This window comes from Alteromonas sp. AO-Serp (assembly GCF_017849675.1).
GTDB lineage: Bacteria > Pseudomonadota > Gammaproteobacteria > Enterobacterales > Alteromonadaceae > Alteromonas > Alteromonas macleodii.
Window position 1 is genome coordinate 65747 of record NZ_JAFLMX010000068.1, and the last position, 15466, is coordinate 81212.

Genomic DNA, 15466 nt, shown 5'->3' on the forward strand with positions numbered 1-15466 from the left:
ATTCTTATCTCTACTTACTCGTTTACAAGGCCAAGCGCTTGATTAATCAAGTGGAAAACAACGTTCTGCTCTATTACGCCTTGCGCAAGCTGGCTTCCAGGCCCTGTTGCATGTAGCGCAATGTCTTCGCCAGAGTGTGTTTCTGAACTCAATGGAATAAGTGCTTCTTGGTGATAACCAGGCGTTGTTGTGTCGATATTGGTAATATCAACGCGGCCTGCTGCGTTTTCCAGTGCGTACGTGGCATCAGAATTCGTTTCATCACCTAGGTTGCGAAAACCTAGACCGTTGGTGTAACCGAGTGTGGTGTAAGGAGTGCCATCAGACGCTGTTGCAGGTTCGTCTGACCCCACGTTAACCACTTTGCCTAGAATAGGATTACCGCGCTTCGGGTAGCCTGCAATTGTGAACACATGTCCGTGATCAGCAGTAACGAGGATTAATGTTTCAGAAGGATCGGTATTTTCAACCGCAGTCATTACTGCTTTTTCAAATGCTAGAGTGTCAGTAAGTGCACCCGCCGCGTTACCCGCATGGTGAGCGTGGTCAATGCGGCCTGATTCAACCATTAAGAAAAAGCCGTTCTCGTTGTTATTAAGAATATTGATTGCCGTTTCTGTCATCTCTGCAACTGATGGTTCGCCAGCGATGTCATTTCCGCGGTCTGCTTCGTATTGCATATGCGACTCGTTGAAAAGGCCGAATACACGCTCAACGCTTTCAGTGTCTATCGCGTCAAAACCTGCTTGGTCATAAACGTATACACCATTTTCGTACATGGTCTGCCATTCTGCCGTAAGGTCGCGTCCGTCGGTTCTATCGCCCTCAACGTCACTAACTGCATCTGGGCTATTGAATGCAGCATCTTTTGGCAAGAAATGACGGCGACCACCGCCCATAGCGACATCAATGCCGTCAACATCAACACCGGTGTAGCGAGCTTCTAAATAAGTTTCAAAATTGACGAGCTGGTCAGCAATGTCACTACAGCCAGCAGTTAAAGCGGCTGCTGGCATATCAGAAATATCTTCCCAGTTGCGGTCAGCAGACTTGGCGTAAGTTGCCGCGGGAGTCGCATGGGTGATGCGAGCAGTAGAAATAATACCTGTAGACAAGCCTTTTACTTCAGCAAGCTCCAGCGCGGTAATAACTTCGTTGCCTGCAACCGTTGAGCAATCACCGCGCTCAATATCTTCGTCAACACCAATCACACCCACGTCAGTTTTAAGACCCGACATCATTGCGGTCATGGTGCCTGCTGAATCTGGGGTTTGAGCGTCTACATTGTAGGTTTTAACTAGGGCCGTATGAGGAAAGCTTTCGAAACTCAAATAACCTTCTTCACCAGGGTTACCTGCCAGTTGGCCTTTGTGAATTCTTGCCGAGGTGAGCGTTGAAATACCCATACCATCGCCCACAAACAAAATAACATTCTTTGCTTTGAACTGATTGTTGGTTTGTAGCTTTGTAGTTAGTTTGGTTTGGGCATCAGTAAACCAAGCGCTGTTAGTTTGGTGCTCGGGTAACACAGCCGCTTGAAGACTAGCAGAAACCGCTAGAGCAACTGCGGTGCATGCCACTTTCCAGTTACGATTCATGATTTTTTCCTAAACGTATTGTTTGTATTGGTTGTGGTGTTGTCTAGACATCTCATCACTGCCCATCATCATTTCTTGCATGGAGAGTGAATCGTTAAATCACAGAGAGCGTATGGAGAGAAGGTGACAATTCTTTGACATTTATATTGCTAAACTGTCACAAATGTCACAAAACTGTATTGCCGAGGCGTTTTGCGGCCGATTGAAGATTGATAAAGCTTACGTTTTATAGTGAGTCAGGGGTAAGGAAGTGCACACATTGAAACTTTTTTAACAGTAATAAAAAATTGGTAGGACCACTTGTAAGTGTCAGATTTTCTTACTTAAAGTTGTGATGTTGTAACATAGCTTCTGAGGGGGTGACCTTTAAAACACTACCTTGATCATACCAGTCGCCTAGTACAATACGAGTTGCAGGCTTGCCGTTTGCTGTAAGGCTATGAATGTTGGGTCTGTGTGTGTGGCCATGTATCATGCGCTGCACGCCCCATTTTTCCATGACTTTCACCACTTCTTCAGGCGTGACATCCATAATATCTGGCTTAAGATTTTGCTGCTTAGCCTTACTTTCCTTGCGACCGTTATCGGCAACACGCTGTCGATACCATAAAGGAAGCGCAAGCATTAAACGTGGCCACCACCAACCGCGGGATTTCTTGCGAAACTTTTGATAAGCAACATCGCGAGTGCATAGTTCGTCACCATGAGTAAGCAGGGTAGGTGTGCCGTATAAGTCTACAACTTCTTGTTCGTTTAATAACGTCATGCCGGCTTTTGATAGCCACTTTTCACGTATGGCGAAATCGCGATTACCGTGAATAAAGTAAATAGGGCAATGCTGACTCACTGCCTTGAAAGCTGATGCTATGGCAGTGTTAAATGGAGTAACGTTGTCGTCGCCAATCCAAACTTCAAACAAGTCACCAAGAACGTAAAGTGCATCAGCATTAATCGCGTCTTCTTTTAAAAAGCGCATTAAGCATTCTGTAATGTCAGGGCGGTCAGCACTTAGGTGCAAGTCGGCAATGAAGTAGGTGAACGACATAAATCTTCTTATTGTGGTTTAAAAATCCGCGTTAAAGTAACGCGGCTTGTATTTAACTCAAGGCCTTGAGTATGTCTTGAAAATCATATTGGCCAAGGCGTTATTGAGACAGCTATTCAAGCATAGATGTCAGCGGCTATTTAAGAAATAGTCGCTTTTTCAATGATAACAGGCTCAACAGGAACATCCTGGTGATAGCCGCTGTTACCGGTTTTAACGGCTTTAATTTTTTCAACAACATCCATACCTTCAGTTACTTTACCGAATGCACAGTAGCCCCAACCATTGACAGACTTGCTAGAGTGGTTAAGGAAGTCGTTGTTATTTACATTAATAAAAAACTGAGCCGTCGCAGAGTGTGGATCTTGGGTACGCGCCATCGCGATTGTACCCACTTCGTTTGCTACGCCGTTGTCCGCTTCGTTTTCAATAGGGTCTTTTGTGTCTTTCTGATCCATATCTGGCGTAAAACCACCACCTTGGATCATGAAGTTGTTGATTACACGGTGAAAAATAGTGTTATCAAAAAAACCGTCTTCAACGTAAGAAATGAAGTTAGCTACCGTTTTAGGCGCTTTATCTTCAAAAAGCTCTAGGGTGATGTCACCGAAATTTGTTTTTAACGTAACCATTGTGGTTTGTCCTGTGTGTTAGCATACATATAAAGTGGCGGCATTTTAGCGCAAAACGAGTCGTTAGCGCAAAGAGACGGTTATCGCAAAACCCAGCCATATCGTTGCAAAAGGCTTGTACCATTTAAATCGTGACAGTGCTAAACTTTGCGGCCGAAAAATTATGACAAATAGGAAATATAGACATGCTACATCTTTACAACACCCGAACCCGTGAAAAAGCGAAGTTTGTACCGCTTCAAGAAGGGAAAGTGGGTTTGTATGTTTGTGGTATTACCGTTTATGACCTAAGTCATATGGGTCATGCCCGTACTTACCTGAGTTTCGATGTCTTAGTACGCTACATGCGCCACCTTGGTTTAGATGTGAAGTACGTGCGCAATATCACCGATATCGACGATAAGATTATTGCTCGCGCCAATGAAAATGGCGAAAGCTTTGAGGCGCTAACTGCACGCACTATTGCCATGATGCACGAAGACTTTGCGGCGATTAACTTACTAGAGCCAGACGTCGAGCCGACAGTAAGTGGACATATGGATGAGATCATTGAAATTATCCAGCGACTAATGGACAAAGGTTACGCCTATCAAGCTAAAAGCGGCGATGTACTATTCGACGTAAGCAAGTACGAAGATTATGGCAAGTTAAGCAAACAAGACTTAGATCAGCTTAAAGCGGGTGCTCGTGTTGAAGTGGCGGCAGGAAAAGACGACCCGCTAGACTTCGTACTGTGGAAAACCACCAAGCCTGGTGAGCCGGCATGGCAATCGCCATGGGGCGAGGGACGTCCGGGATGGCACATTGAATGTTCTGCAATGAATCATAAGCATCTTGGTGCGCACTTTGATATTCACGGCGGTGGCTCAGATTTAACGTTCCCACATCACGAAAACGAAGTGGCTCAGTCGTGCTGTGCGTATGACACACCTTACGTAAACGTGTGGATGCACGCGGGTATGGTACAGGTTAATGACGAAAAAATGTCTAAGTCATTGGGTAACTTTTTTACCTTGCGCGATGTGCTTAAAGAGCACGACTCAGAAACATTGCGTTTCTTCTTAATGTCGGCGCATTACCGTAGCCAGTTAAGTTACTCTCAAGACAATATTACTCAAGCGAAGGCCGCCCTAGAGCGTTTGTATACAGCCCTTCGTGGTGTTGAAGTAGATGAAAGCACTGATCTGAGCTACGGTGGCTATCTAACGCGCTTTGAAGCGGCAATGAACGACGATTTAAACGTACCTGAAGCCTTTTCGGTGTTGTTCGATGTGGCACGTGAGCTTAACCGCCAAAAAGATAATGTAGAAGAAGCAGGTAAACTGGCTGCTGTTCTTAAAGGTCTAGGCGCAATTTTGGGTATACTTCAAAGTGATCCAGACACCTTCTTGAAAGGCGGTGAAGGCAATGACGACGAAGCGGCTGAAATTGAAGCGTTAATTAAACAGCGTAACGATGCCCGTGCCTCCAAAGACTGGGCAGCGGCAGATGCCGCACGCGATGCGTTAAACGCAAAAGGCGTTGTGTTAGAAGATGGCCCAAGCGGTACTACGTGGCGTAAAGCGTAATTAGCAGCCCATACTTTTTAACAGAATGAAGGCCCGCATTTGCGGGCTTTCTTTTTAGTTAAGCTTAAAGCGCACACCGAGTTTTCATCATTGAACAGCGGTTTTTGGATATACGCACGAGGCTAAACATCTGAAAGTAAGATGGTATCTCCCGAGCTAACGTTTAATGCTTGTGCTGTTTTGCGAGAGATAGCAGCTATTTCGTCTTGTTCTTCGGTTTCTGCCATCATTGCATAAAAAGGCTGGCTCAACGTGGTGATAAGCTTCATTTTACTCTCGGTGCCGCGCCTTGTACCTTCGCAAACTTTTATTCTTACTTGCCTTGTTGATTTGACAGTTTTTAGGCTTAAAACTTCAGCTTCCATACTTGGCGCACCATCAAAAATATCGATGTAGTTCGTGAATTTAAACCCTTCTTTTTCTAGCATTGCCATAGCGGGTTGGCCGTCGTTATGTGGTTTACCAATAGCCGACTGAGCCTCTTTGGGTAACATATTTACATACAGCGGAAGTTTGGGCATTAAATCAGCAATAAATTGATTTCCGTTTACGGCACCATATAAATCCGCTTCAGCGTATGTCATAGGAAAAAAGTGACGTCCGACGGCATTCCAGAAAGGCGATTCCCCATCCTTATTTACATAGCCTCGTAGATCGGCCATGACCTGCTTTGGAAATACATGCTGATGTATGCCCATAAAAAGGTAGCGTACTTTTGAAAGTAGTTTTCCGTTGAAGTGTTTTCTGTATTCAGGCAGTAAGTAGAGTGATGCCACTTCCGCGTACCCCTCAAAATGGTGGCTTAGGTGCAGTATGTCGTGGGTGTAGTGTGCGCCTAGTGATTTATTTCGCTGTGCGACTTTTTCTCGCTTGTAACTATAAAAACTGTCTTCTTTTCCTAATTCACCAAAAATTGCAGATGTACCAATAAGCTTGCCAGTTCGAAGGTCCTCCAATACAAACAAAAGGTAGTCTGGACGCTCTTGACGCATAAGTTTTTGTTCTTCTCTAATGGAACGCTTTAATTTGTTATCAAGCGTTGCTCTATCCGGTGGGAAGGTTGTCATACCTGGCGATGCAGCTTCAGCTAACGCAAGCAAGCCTTCCAAGTCATCACCTTTTGCTAGTCTCACGCGAGTGTCAAAGCTGATGTTATTAGTCGTAGTTTGTTCAGCGCCAATCGTTTTACACTCAAGGTGAATACCCGCGACCATGCAGCGAACGGAGCCTCCTCCCATTTCAATAGTAGGCACTGCGATGGGAAGTAAAGTAAGATCGCTGGGTAGTAAAGCTAGTTGCTCTTCGTTCATTGAACTAAAAGCAGTGTCTGATATAAGTAATAAACGTTTTCCATTGCTATTCAAAAGCTCTAGGCAGTTTCCGGCAAAACTATTCACTTGTTCTTCGCTAATTTCGATGACGTTTTTACCTGTCTCCTTAAGTGTTGAAAGCACCACATTTTTGTCGCTTTCTTCTATCATGCTAGTAGCAACAATGGCAAAATCACTGCCCACACACATCATTACGTTGGTGTGGTAAATCGCCGTACCAGCAGTATCAAAGGCGCTAAAACATATAGGCGTTAAACCAATAGCTTTACACGCCGATATTACAGCTCTCTTATTGGCTCGTTGGGATAGGCAAACATAGGCTAGCGCGTTTACATGGTCGATCACCATAGCCCCTGTACCTTCAACAATATCTCCGTCTTCTTCAAAGAAAGATAAATCTTTAGCTTGCTGTACGATATAGTGTTGCTGCAGATAACTGACAATATCGTCACGACGCTCCGCTCGGCGGTTTTCACAGTACATAGGGTAGGTGACAAGCAAACCGTTGGGATGTGTACTTAACCAATTATTTGGAAATACGGCATCGGGCGTGTTTTCCCCTTCTGTTTCAAACACCTCTACCGTTATGTGGTTCATACGTAAAGTGCGAACCATCTCATCAAATTCCGCACACGCATTCTTTGATATTTCCGCTCTATTTTTTCCCGTCGATACAAGTGGCTTCTGAAAACTATTGTCTTTGGCTGTTTGTTCGTTGGGGCGAAAGGCACAGGGTCGTACCATTAAAACGGAATTTGGTGTAGTTAATCGTGAGTTTCTGATGTGACTGGCTTGCATATAACGTCCTACAGCCCTTAGCTGAAATATTTCCACTGAAAAGAGCGTGTATTTTATTCTCTGGCGAATTCACTTAACCATGCTCAAGGTGTTGCAAGTTGTTATTTAGTTTAAGCATAATGTTCAATAGTTTTATCATTATGCGTTTTGCTAATTAGTCTTGGAGAACGAGTTAATGACTCGACGATTTGTTTATCTATTGGGGAAATAGCTATGTATGTAGATTTAGATGCGAAAGATCGCGAGCTTCTCGATATATTGAAGCGCGATGCGCGAACACCTGTAACCGTGCTAGCTGAAGTACTCTCGTTATCGCGAAATACGGTGCAAAAACGAATCGACAGGTTAGTAAATTCGGGGGTGATCGACGGTTTTACTATTCGTGTAAACGAGCAGCTGCAACCAGACAAAATAAAAGCTCTTATGTCAGTCGAGCTTGAAGGGCTTAGTACAACACAGCTTATTAGTAAGCTTAGGCAGGTGAATGGTGTTGAGCGGTTTCATACTACAAACGGAAATTGGGATTTACTTATTGTTATAACTGCCGAAAGTCTCGCGCACTTAGATGGCATTTTAAAAGAAGTGCGCGGCGTTAAAGGCGTGCTTAATAGTGAGACGAGTATTATTCTGTCTACTACTGAAAAATAGTGTGTACGCCTTATCAGTCTTAGCAGCTATTGTCGCCATTTATCCATCGATTTACATCATCACTTAAATTTAAGTCTGTGCCCAAGTTAAACTCACCTTCTCGAACAGATACCTCGCTGCCGTAGGTTGAGTGGGTAACGGTGACGTGTAAAAAAGGATATTGCGGGGTGCTCCCTTCTTTACGACTGGCCGTGAGTTTGTAGCCGTTTTGTATTGTGTACGTGTTTACGACTATATCGCTATGGATTGGCTGATGCAGTGTGGACCAGCATCGGTTTGCATTGTATTCAATGCGCTCAACTATTTTTTCAGGTTCTTGGTTGGTGGAAATAGAAGAGGTCGGCAAGATCACCATACAGCCTGAAGCAAATGCCGCTATACAAATTACTAGTATTGCGTGGTTAAATGAGCGGCTGAACGTTCGGCAGCGTTTAATTTTCATCATAAGTCCCTCTAATCGTTATAATTATATTCATAAGGACTTTATATTAGCTTATTTGTATGAACAATGGCTGAACAGAATACTGGCTAGCGTTCACCTTGACTCAACCGCTTTGCAAATTAATTAAATTTCGGGCTTGCCAGTGGGGATTGCTGATTCTTTTTCGGTGAGATGTGACTTCCAACGCTGCTGTGCAACGTGCTCTTTCACCAGTTCTAAGCATTCGTTTACAACGTTAAGTACTTCTTTATCAAGTGCATCGGCGGTAGGGGTATAGTTGTGCATGCCGACTGAAATGAAATGGTCGATGCGCTCTGCGTCTAAGTCGCTTAACAGATTAACTAGCGATGTGGTCACGATATCGGTGACTGACTCTTCCAACGTATTTTCAATGGTTTTGCCGATAACAGGTAGGTAATGCAGGGAAGAAACTTGTGCATTACTTCTCACCGCTTTACCCACGCTCTTGCGCACGTGCTCCCGTATCACCTCGCCGTGCTCTTCGCTTTGAATTGACTGGCCTAAATGGTTGATAACGCCAGCCATCCATTGGGTAATGACAGGACGGCGGGGGGCCAGTACCTGTGCGTTGATATCGTCTAATAAAGGCGAACCTGCAGAGATGTCTTTTTGCGCATCGCTGAGCACTTTTACAACAATTCGGTCGCTTAACTCTTCGACAAATACATCGTAGTAAAACGCAAAAAAGCGAAAGACCGCGGTTTGATTTAAGTCGATGATTTCGAATTTGTGCAGGCGGTGCAAAATAGAAAATATGCGCAAGAAACGAAATAGGCGGGTAGGTCCAGTAGGGATTAGACCTATGATATCGTACCAATGCAAAAACGGAAAAAAATACCAGCGTAAGTGTTCTTTACGCACAATAGCTACAACCCACCGGAAGCAAAATTCGCTGAAGAAAATGGCGATAAACACCAAGTCGACCAACAGAAAGTTGTTGTGAACGGGATCGTAAGCACTAAGAAAAGCGGGAAAATACGTGCCCAATAGACCATAGACAAAGTCGGTGGCGTATAAGGCGTCGAAAATGAGCCATGTTAGGTTCACAAAAAGTATACCTAACATGACTAAATCTAAGATTAACCAAGGCGTTTCATGACTGTTTCGCAAATTTTCTCGGTTAATTCTTAGCATTTCCTTATCCTGTATTCTGACTTAAAGCGTGACGTAAATGCAGTTAGGCATGAACAGTATTGAACTTTAAGTATTAAAGGTTAGCTTGATGCGTTCAACCTTGTTACGTCTACATAAAGTTTTAGCTTCTGACCAGGTTGTAGATAGCGCTTGGTATTAAGTGAATTCCACTTGCCTATGTCGCTTACTCTAACATTGAACTTGCTGGCGATACGAGACAACGAATCGCCATTTCTTACTGTGTAGGTCACTTTTTTGGTAACACCGTCTTGCGCTTTACCTTCCTGCCAGATAACTAAGGTTTTGCCAGGGTGAAGCATATCGCCAGGGGCCATACCGTTCCATTTAGCTAACTGTTTAGTGCCTATATTGTACTTACGAGCAATATCCCAAAGCGTATCACCAGATTGTACGGTATGACGTACTTTTTGCTTAGACGTGTTGCCGTTCTGCAAGCTGGCTAGACGCTGTTCCTGAGATAATGTGTAGCTGTCCAGTTCTTGAAGTGCTACTGGTACCATTATCGCTTGACCCACGCGGATTATGGACGAGTCTAGCTCATTCACTTTTTTAAGAACTTTCACGGTGGTGTGATACTGCTTAGCGATTTTACCTAAGCTGTCGCCGGGCTTCACCGAGTGGCGCACCCAGTTCAATCGCTCTTTTTGATCAATTTTAGCCAGTGCTTGAGAGAACGCAGCAGCCTTATCAAGGGGAAGTATTAATCTATGTGGTCCTTCTGGTGACGTTGCCCAACGATTGAACCCTGGGTTTAACCCGTGTAGTTCTTTTAAAGACATACCAGCAAGTTCGGCGGCAAACGCCAAATCGACCTGTGAGCCGATATCAACAACTTCGATAACCGCTACATTCTCAACTTCAGGCCACGCATACGCATATTCATCTTTATTTTTTAGAATATCAGCCAGCGCAAGCAATTTAGGCACGTAAGCACGTGTCTCTTTGGGTAAATTTAAGTTCCAAAAGTCGGTAGGTTTACCCGCGCGTTTGTTAGCTTTAATAGCCCTTTGAACGCGGCCTTCGCCACTATTATAGGCGGCAAGTGCGTGCAGCCAATTACCATCAAACATTTCGTTTAGATAGGTTAGATAGTCAAGTGCACCTTGTGTTGAAGCAACAACGTCTCGACGTCCGTCATACCACCAATTCTGTTGCATACCAAAGCGCTTGCCTGTGCCAGGAATAAACTGCCACATACCAGCCGCTCGGCCATGGGAATAAGCAAAGGGATCGAAAGCACTTTCTACTATTGGTAAAAGCACAAGCTCCATCGGCATGTCGCGCTTTTCAATTTCTTCGGTAATGTAATAAAGAAAAGGCTTGGCACGTTTTACAACGCGAGCCATATACTCTGGGTGCTTCAGGTACCATTTACGCTGTGCGCTAATGCGTTTGTCGTCAGGGATAGGTAAGGCGAAATTCGCACTTGCACGTTCCCATACGTCAGTAACGACCGCCTGCGTATGCATATCCGGTGTATCGGTAAGCTCAGCGCCTTCTTCTAGCGTATCATCATTGGGGTGAACAACATCAATAACACCGTCTCTTGCAATTTCACAATCAGAAATGGCTTCTTCGTTGTTATGAATTTCACTGCACGCTTCTAGCGAAGCGGTTTCGTTACTTTCTAATTGTGCATTGTCGTTATTATTATCGGTTAACTGACAACCCGTTAAACCTAGCGCCAATATCAGTGGCGACAGTGGGAAAAACTTCAACTGCATATATGAAGAAACCTCGTGGAGCACTGCAAACCGACCATGTTACGATAATCGGCTTACTTTTGCATCAAAACTCATCTTTCCAGCGGCGAACTGCAGCAAATACCGCTACATCGTCAGCCAGGTTATTTTCGCAATAGGCTTCGGCAGCAGTTTTCACAGAAAGTTCATGAGCCCGTAAAAATGGGTTTATGTTTTTTTGCTCTTTGAGATTACTTGGTAGTGTAGGCTGACCTTGAGCGCGTTTTTCTGCCACCCACTGTGCGTAGTCACACAGCGCTTTATTGTCTGGCTCTACGGCTAAAGCAAACTGGACGTTAGCCTGAGTATACTCATGTGTACAGAACACTTTCGTGGTGTCGGGCAGTCGCTTTAACTTATTCAGTGAATGATGCATTTGCTCTGGCGAACCTTCAAACAATCGTCCGCAACCTGCTGAAAATAACGTGTCGCCGCAAAACAATGCGCCATGCCCGAAGAAAGCAATGTGATCAAGGGTATGACCTGGCACTTCCATTACTTGCAGCGCCATTTTAAAAACAGGTAGCGAGACAGTATCGCCTTGAGAAACAGATTTAGTTATTCCTCTTATGTGATTGCCTCTTGGGCCAATAACTGGCAAATCTGGTACTGCAGATACTAATTTAGCAATACCACCTGTGTGGTCTCTGTGGTGATGAGTGATGAGAACTGCGCTCAGCGTTAAGCCTTTGGCTTTAATAAAGGTCAGTACTGGCTCAGCATCACCTGGGTCGACAACAATAGCGCTACTCTCGTTATAAATACACCAAATGTAATTGTCGGTAAAAGCGGGAATAGGATGAATGGCTACGCCTGAAGGAAGTGTTTCTGCCGTCATAAGAGTACCTGCTTGTGTAGGTAGAATTATGCGTTACTATAGGGACTTGTGAAGAGCAGAGCAACCTAAGAGCGCGCAGTGTTAATGAGATCGGCGTTTAAAGCCAAACCGCCACGCTACCCTACAAATTGGAATGATTTCCCCGCGGGAGAGCACATTCGACATGCGGTCAATGCAGTTTGTAGCGATTATGCTGAGCGAATTTTTGGGTATCACTTTGCCAAACTAGGCTCGCTAAGTGCCGATATAAATCTCGACACTAGTCCAATCCGACACCACATCAATCACGTTCCGTTTAGTGACCTAGCTAGCGAGCGGCCACACCACAATGAAACAAAAGAGGGCTTTCCCAATCACAATGCATCGGGTATATCGTTAGGCGGTGATAAACGCGAACCGAAAATAAGTAGAGAAAACACGGTAGTGGGGCAGTCGCACTGCTTACCCTTCGCCGAAAATAGCATTGATGGCTTTCTACTTGCTAATGAATTAGATTTTGCACAAGACCCTCACGAAATATTAAGAGAAGTAGACCGCGTTATTACACAAAACGGTTATGTGATCATAAGTGGCTTTAACCCCTTAAGCCTCGCCGGAATTGCCAAATTTCTACCTGTTAAGCGCGGAAATATCTTACACGATGCACGCTTTTTTACGTCCTATCGCATTAAAGATTGGCTTCAGCTGCTGGGATTTGAAATTGTTGAACAACGTCAAGTGATGTTTTCAACGCTCTTTTTTCAACAAAAATGGAAAGGGGCGGTTAAGCTTCAAGACTATTTAGCATCTTATTTGCCATGGTGCAGTGCGGTGTACGTAATACTCGCGAAAAAGCGGGTTATACCCATGACCGCAATAAAACCCAAACGCAATTTGAAGCCGCGTTTTTCGGCGGTGGGCGCCAGTGTAAGGACCTCTACGATGAATCGCACGCTGCGCTAGTATTGTTAATGTGTATGCCATGTGCAAAGAGAGCACGCCACGCTCTTAACTTGAAAGCAGCGACAGACGCTAACCATCTTCTATATTTACCAAGATGTTGTAACTAAAACGGATGGCTTTCGCGTTTTTACGCAAGTTTGAAAGGGGAATTGGAGATAGCATAGAACGCTATCTCCAAACTGAGACGTTAGTCGTCACTCGTTTTATAGAGGTGCACATCTCGCTGTGGATATGGGATGCTAATGCCTTCTTCATCAAAAGCTTTTTTAACTTTTTCCTGCATATCCCAATAGTAAGGCCACAAGTCATCTGTGGCGACCCACGGTCTAAACATCAAATCGACTGAGTTATCGCCTAATCCGCCTACACAAATCCTTGGTGCAGGGTCGGTTAACGAGCGCTCATCTTCTTCGAACAGGCGCTGCAACACCTTCTTTGCTTTATCGATATCGTCATCGTAGCCTATACCAAATGTCATGTCGCAACGGCGTTTATCATACACGCTAACGTTAATTAACGTGGCATTAGATAGGCTGCCATTGGGAATAACAATGCGCTTATTGTCAAAAGTGTTAAGTACAGTATAAAGAATTTGTATCTCTGACACTGAGCCTAAATGACCCTCTGCTTCAATGGTGTCACCCACTTTAAAGGGTTTAAAAATCAGTATTAGTACACCGCCAGCAAAGTTCGCCAGGCTGCCTTGTAGTGCCAGACCAATGGCCAAACCTGCAGCACCCACGACGGCAATAAATGAGGTGGTTTCAATACCTATCATTGAGGCAACTGAAATCAACAGCATTACTTTTAGCACCGTACTAATAAGTCCGCACAGAAACTTATTTAACGTGGGATCCTTTTTACCTAGCCGATGATCTAATAGGTTTACAAAACGATTCACTAACCAGAGACCCACCACCAAAGTAAGAATAGCCAATAATAATTTGGGGGTGTAAGTCATCACCAGTGAAATAGCTTTTTCGGTTAATTCCGATAAATCGATATTAGTCCCGAAGAAATCTTCCATAAATACCTCTTTTATTAATTAACCACGTTGATTACGTTAAAAAAAGAGGGTTAGATCGCCTTGATTCAAACCGAACGGAACTGCGCTGTTTTTTGACAAGAATTTTCTAGCCGATTTGCCTTATGCAGATAAGGTTAGTGAGTGGGTAAGTAATTAGTGAGTGAGGAGTGTAGGATGATAAGGCTTATTAGCATACCAAGTTACGTGCTTGCACCTTGATTCTGGTTATATGATTTTTGCTTTATAAATCTAAGCGCTGCTTTGACCGCCCAATAAAAAAGGTGACATCCCGTCGCGTTATAGCGCTGAATGTCACCTTACTTTTAAGGGGGCGCTTTACAGCTTACTTAACACGCATACCCGGCTTTGCACCTTCGTGCGGCTCAAGAATGTATAGCTCGTCGCCACCAGGGCCCGCTGCTAATACCATGCCTTCACTCATGCCAAAACGCATTTTACGAGGAGCGAGATTCGCCACCATTACCGTGTGCTTACCAATTAGGGCTTCAGGCGAGTAGGCCGACTTAATACCTGCAAAAACTTGCTTGGTTTCGCCGCCTAAATCTAGCTCTAAGCGCAGAAGCTTATCGGCTTTTTCTACGTGTTCAGCTTTAGCGATACGCGCAATACGTAAATCTACCTTGGCGAACTCATCAAACGAGATAGTGTCGCTAATAGGGTCTTTAGCAAGCGGGCTGTCTGGGTCGATTGCCGGTGCTGCTGGCGCTAGGCTTTCTTTTGAATCTTCAACCATGGCGTCGATTTTCTCCATTTCTACACGCTGCATCATCGGCTTGAATTTGTTGATGGCGTGGCCTTTCAATAGGGTTTGCAGTGAATTCCAGTCGAACTTATCGTTTAAGAATTCTTCTGCTTTTTCTGCAAGTACAGGAAGCACAGGCTTCAAGTAAATCACCAACAGACGGAACATGTTAATACCTAGCGAGCATACATCGTGTGTGAACTGCTGCTTAGTCTCGTCTTTAATGGTTACCCAAGGTGCATTGTTATCAATGAACTGGTTTGCTTTGTCAGCAAGGGCCATGATTTCGCGCACGGCTTGGTGGTACTTACGCTTCTCGAAAAGTGCAGCAATGCTCTCTGACGCGTTTTGGAACTCTGCAATAAGCTCTGGCTCAATCACATTGTCAGACAGCTTTCCGTCGAAACGCTTGGTGATAAAGCTTGCACAGCGGCTTGCAATGTTAACCACTTTACCTACCAAGTCTGAATTCACTTTTTGTGCGAAGTCAGTAAAGTTAAGGTCGATGTCGGTAACACCGTCGCCTAACTTAGACGCAAAGTAGTAACGAAGATATTCTGGATTCAGGTGGTCAAGGTAAGTACGGCCTTTAATAAACGTACCGCGCGACTTTGACATTTTCGCACCGTTTACGGTTACGAAACCGTGAATGTTTACGCCAGTAGGCTTACGGTATCCCGCGCCTTCTAGCATGGCAGGCCAGAACAGGCAGTGGAAGTAGGTAATATCTTTACCAATAAAGTGATAAAGCTCAGCGTCTGAGTCTGCTTTCCAGAAGTCATCAAACTCTAGATTGTTTTGGTCGCAGAAGTTTTTGAAACTTGCCATGTAGCCAACAGGTGCATCTACCCACACGTAGAAGAACTTGTTCGGCGCACCTGGAATTTCAAACCCGAAATACGGCGCGTCACGGCTG

General features: G+C 44.5%; 13 protein-coding genes. 3 read left to right on the forward strand and 10 right to left on the reverse strand.

Going from position 1 to position 15466, the window contains the following annotated elements:
- Nucleotides 1-14: 14 nt before the first annotated feature.
- The 3 genes from QVA83_RS05795 to QVA83_RS05805 all read right to left on the reverse strand — a co-directional run bounded on the left by QVA83_RS05795 (nucleotide 15) and on the right by QVA83_RS05805 (nucleotide 3275).
- Nucleotides 15-1598: an alkaline phosphatase gene (locus tag QVA83_RS05795; protein WP_278346827.1), complete on the reverse strand. Its 1584-nt coding sequence runs from the start codon at nucleotides 1596-1598 to the stop codon at nucleotides 15-17.
- A 319-nt stretch (nucleotides 1599-1917) separates the two neighbouring features.
- Nucleotides 1918-2643 carry a UDP-2,3-diacylglucosamine diphosphatase gene (gene lpxH / locus QVA83_RS05800; protein WP_202943028.1) on the reverse strand — a complete coding sequence of 242 codons (726 nt, stop codon included), beginning with the start codon at nucleotides 2641-2643 and terminating at the stop codon, nucleotides 1918-1920.
- A gap of 140 nt (nucleotides 2644-2783) precedes the next feature.
- Nucleotides 2784-3275, reverse strand: a complete 492-nt coding sequence (locus QVA83_RS05805; protein WP_014949922.1) for a peptidylprolyl isomerase — start codon at nucleotides 3273-3275, stop codon at nucleotides 2784-2786.
- A 185-nt stretch (nucleotides 3276-3460) separates the two neighbouring features.
- Between QVA83_RS05805 and cysS the strand changes: the two genes are divergently transcribed.
- Nucleotides 3461-4843, forward strand: coding sequence for a cysteine--tRNA ligase (gene cysS, locus QVA83_RS05810; RefSeq protein WP_061486074.1), 1383 nt, complete (start codon nucleotides 3461-3463; stop codon nucleotides 4841-4843).
- 122 nt (nucleotides 4844-4965) lie between these two features.
- On the opposite strand, the gene ctlX is transcribed toward cysS, so the two are convergent.
- Nucleotides 4966-6972, reverse strand: a complete 2007-nt coding sequence (gene ctlX / locus QVA83_RS05815; protein ID WP_287498229.1) for a citrulline utilization hydrolase CtlX — start codon at nucleotides 6970-6972, stop codon at nucleotides 4966-4968.
- Between the two features lie 213 nt (nucleotides 6973-7185).
- Between ctlX and QVA83_RS05820 the strand changes: the two genes are divergently transcribed.
- Nucleotides 7186-7620: an Lrp/AsnC family transcriptional regulator gene (locus QVA83_RS05820; protein ID WP_014949919.1), complete on the forward strand. Its 435-nt coding sequence runs from the start codon at nucleotides 7186-7188 to the stop codon at nucleotides 7618-7620.
- Nucleotides 7621-7639: 19 nt separating this feature from the next.
- On the opposite strand, the gene QVA83_RS05825 is transcribed toward QVA83_RS05820, so the two are convergent.
- The 4 genes from QVA83_RS05825 to gloB all read right to left on the reverse strand — a co-directional run bounded on the left by QVA83_RS05825 (nucleotide 7640) and on the right by gloB (nucleotide 11818).
- Nucleotides 7640-8065: a halomucin gene (locus tag QVA83_RS05825; RefSeq protein ID WP_231513084.1), complete on the reverse strand. Its 426-nt coding sequence runs from the start codon at nucleotides 8063-8065 to the stop codon at nucleotides 7640-7642.
- A gap of 120 nt (nucleotides 8066-8185) precedes the next feature.
- Nucleotides 8186-9217 carry a hypothetical protein gene (locus tag QVA83_RS05830; RefSeq protein WP_061486072.1) on the reverse strand — a complete coding sequence of 344 codons (1032 nt, stop codon included), beginning with the start codon at nucleotides 9215-9217 and terminating at the stop codon, nucleotides 8186-8188.
- 80 nt (nucleotides 9218-9297) lie between these two features.
- Nucleotides 9298-10962 carry a lytic transglycosylase gene (locus tag QVA83_RS05835; protein WP_061486071.1) on the reverse strand — a complete coding sequence of 555 codons (1665 nt, stop codon included), beginning with the start codon at nucleotides 10960-10962 and terminating at the stop codon, nucleotides 9298-9300.
- A gap of 64 nt (nucleotides 10963-11026) precedes the next feature.
- Nucleotides 11027-11818, reverse strand: coding sequence for a hydroxyacylglutathione hydrolase (gloB, locus tag QVA83_RS05840; RefSeq protein ID WP_014949916.1), 792 nt, complete (start codon nucleotides 11816-11818; stop codon nucleotides 11027-11029).
- Nucleotides 11819-11902: 84 nt separating this feature from the next.
- Between gloB and QVA83_RS05845 the strand changes: the two genes are divergently transcribed.
- Entirely contained in the window at nucleotides 11903-12760 is an 858-nt protein-coding gene (locus QVA83_RS05845; protein ID WP_014949915.1) for a class I SAM-dependent methyltransferase, read from the forward strand.
- Nucleotides 12761-12947: 187 nt separating this feature from the next.
- On the opposite strand, the gene QVA83_RS05850 is transcribed toward QVA83_RS05845, so the two are convergent.
- The gene (locus QVA83_RS05850; RefSeq protein ID WP_061486070.1) at nucleotides 12948-13787 is read right to left on the reverse strand and encodes a mechanosensitive ion channel family protein; all 840 of its coding nucleotides are present in this window, start codon (nucleotides 13785-13787) and stop codon (nucleotides 12948-12950) included.
- A gap of 343 nt (nucleotides 13788-14130) precedes the next feature.
- On the reverse strand, nucleotides 14131-15466 hold a 1336-nt coding region (metG, locus tag QVA83_RS05855; RefSeq protein WP_287498230.1), incomplete at its 5' end, for a methionine--tRNA ligase.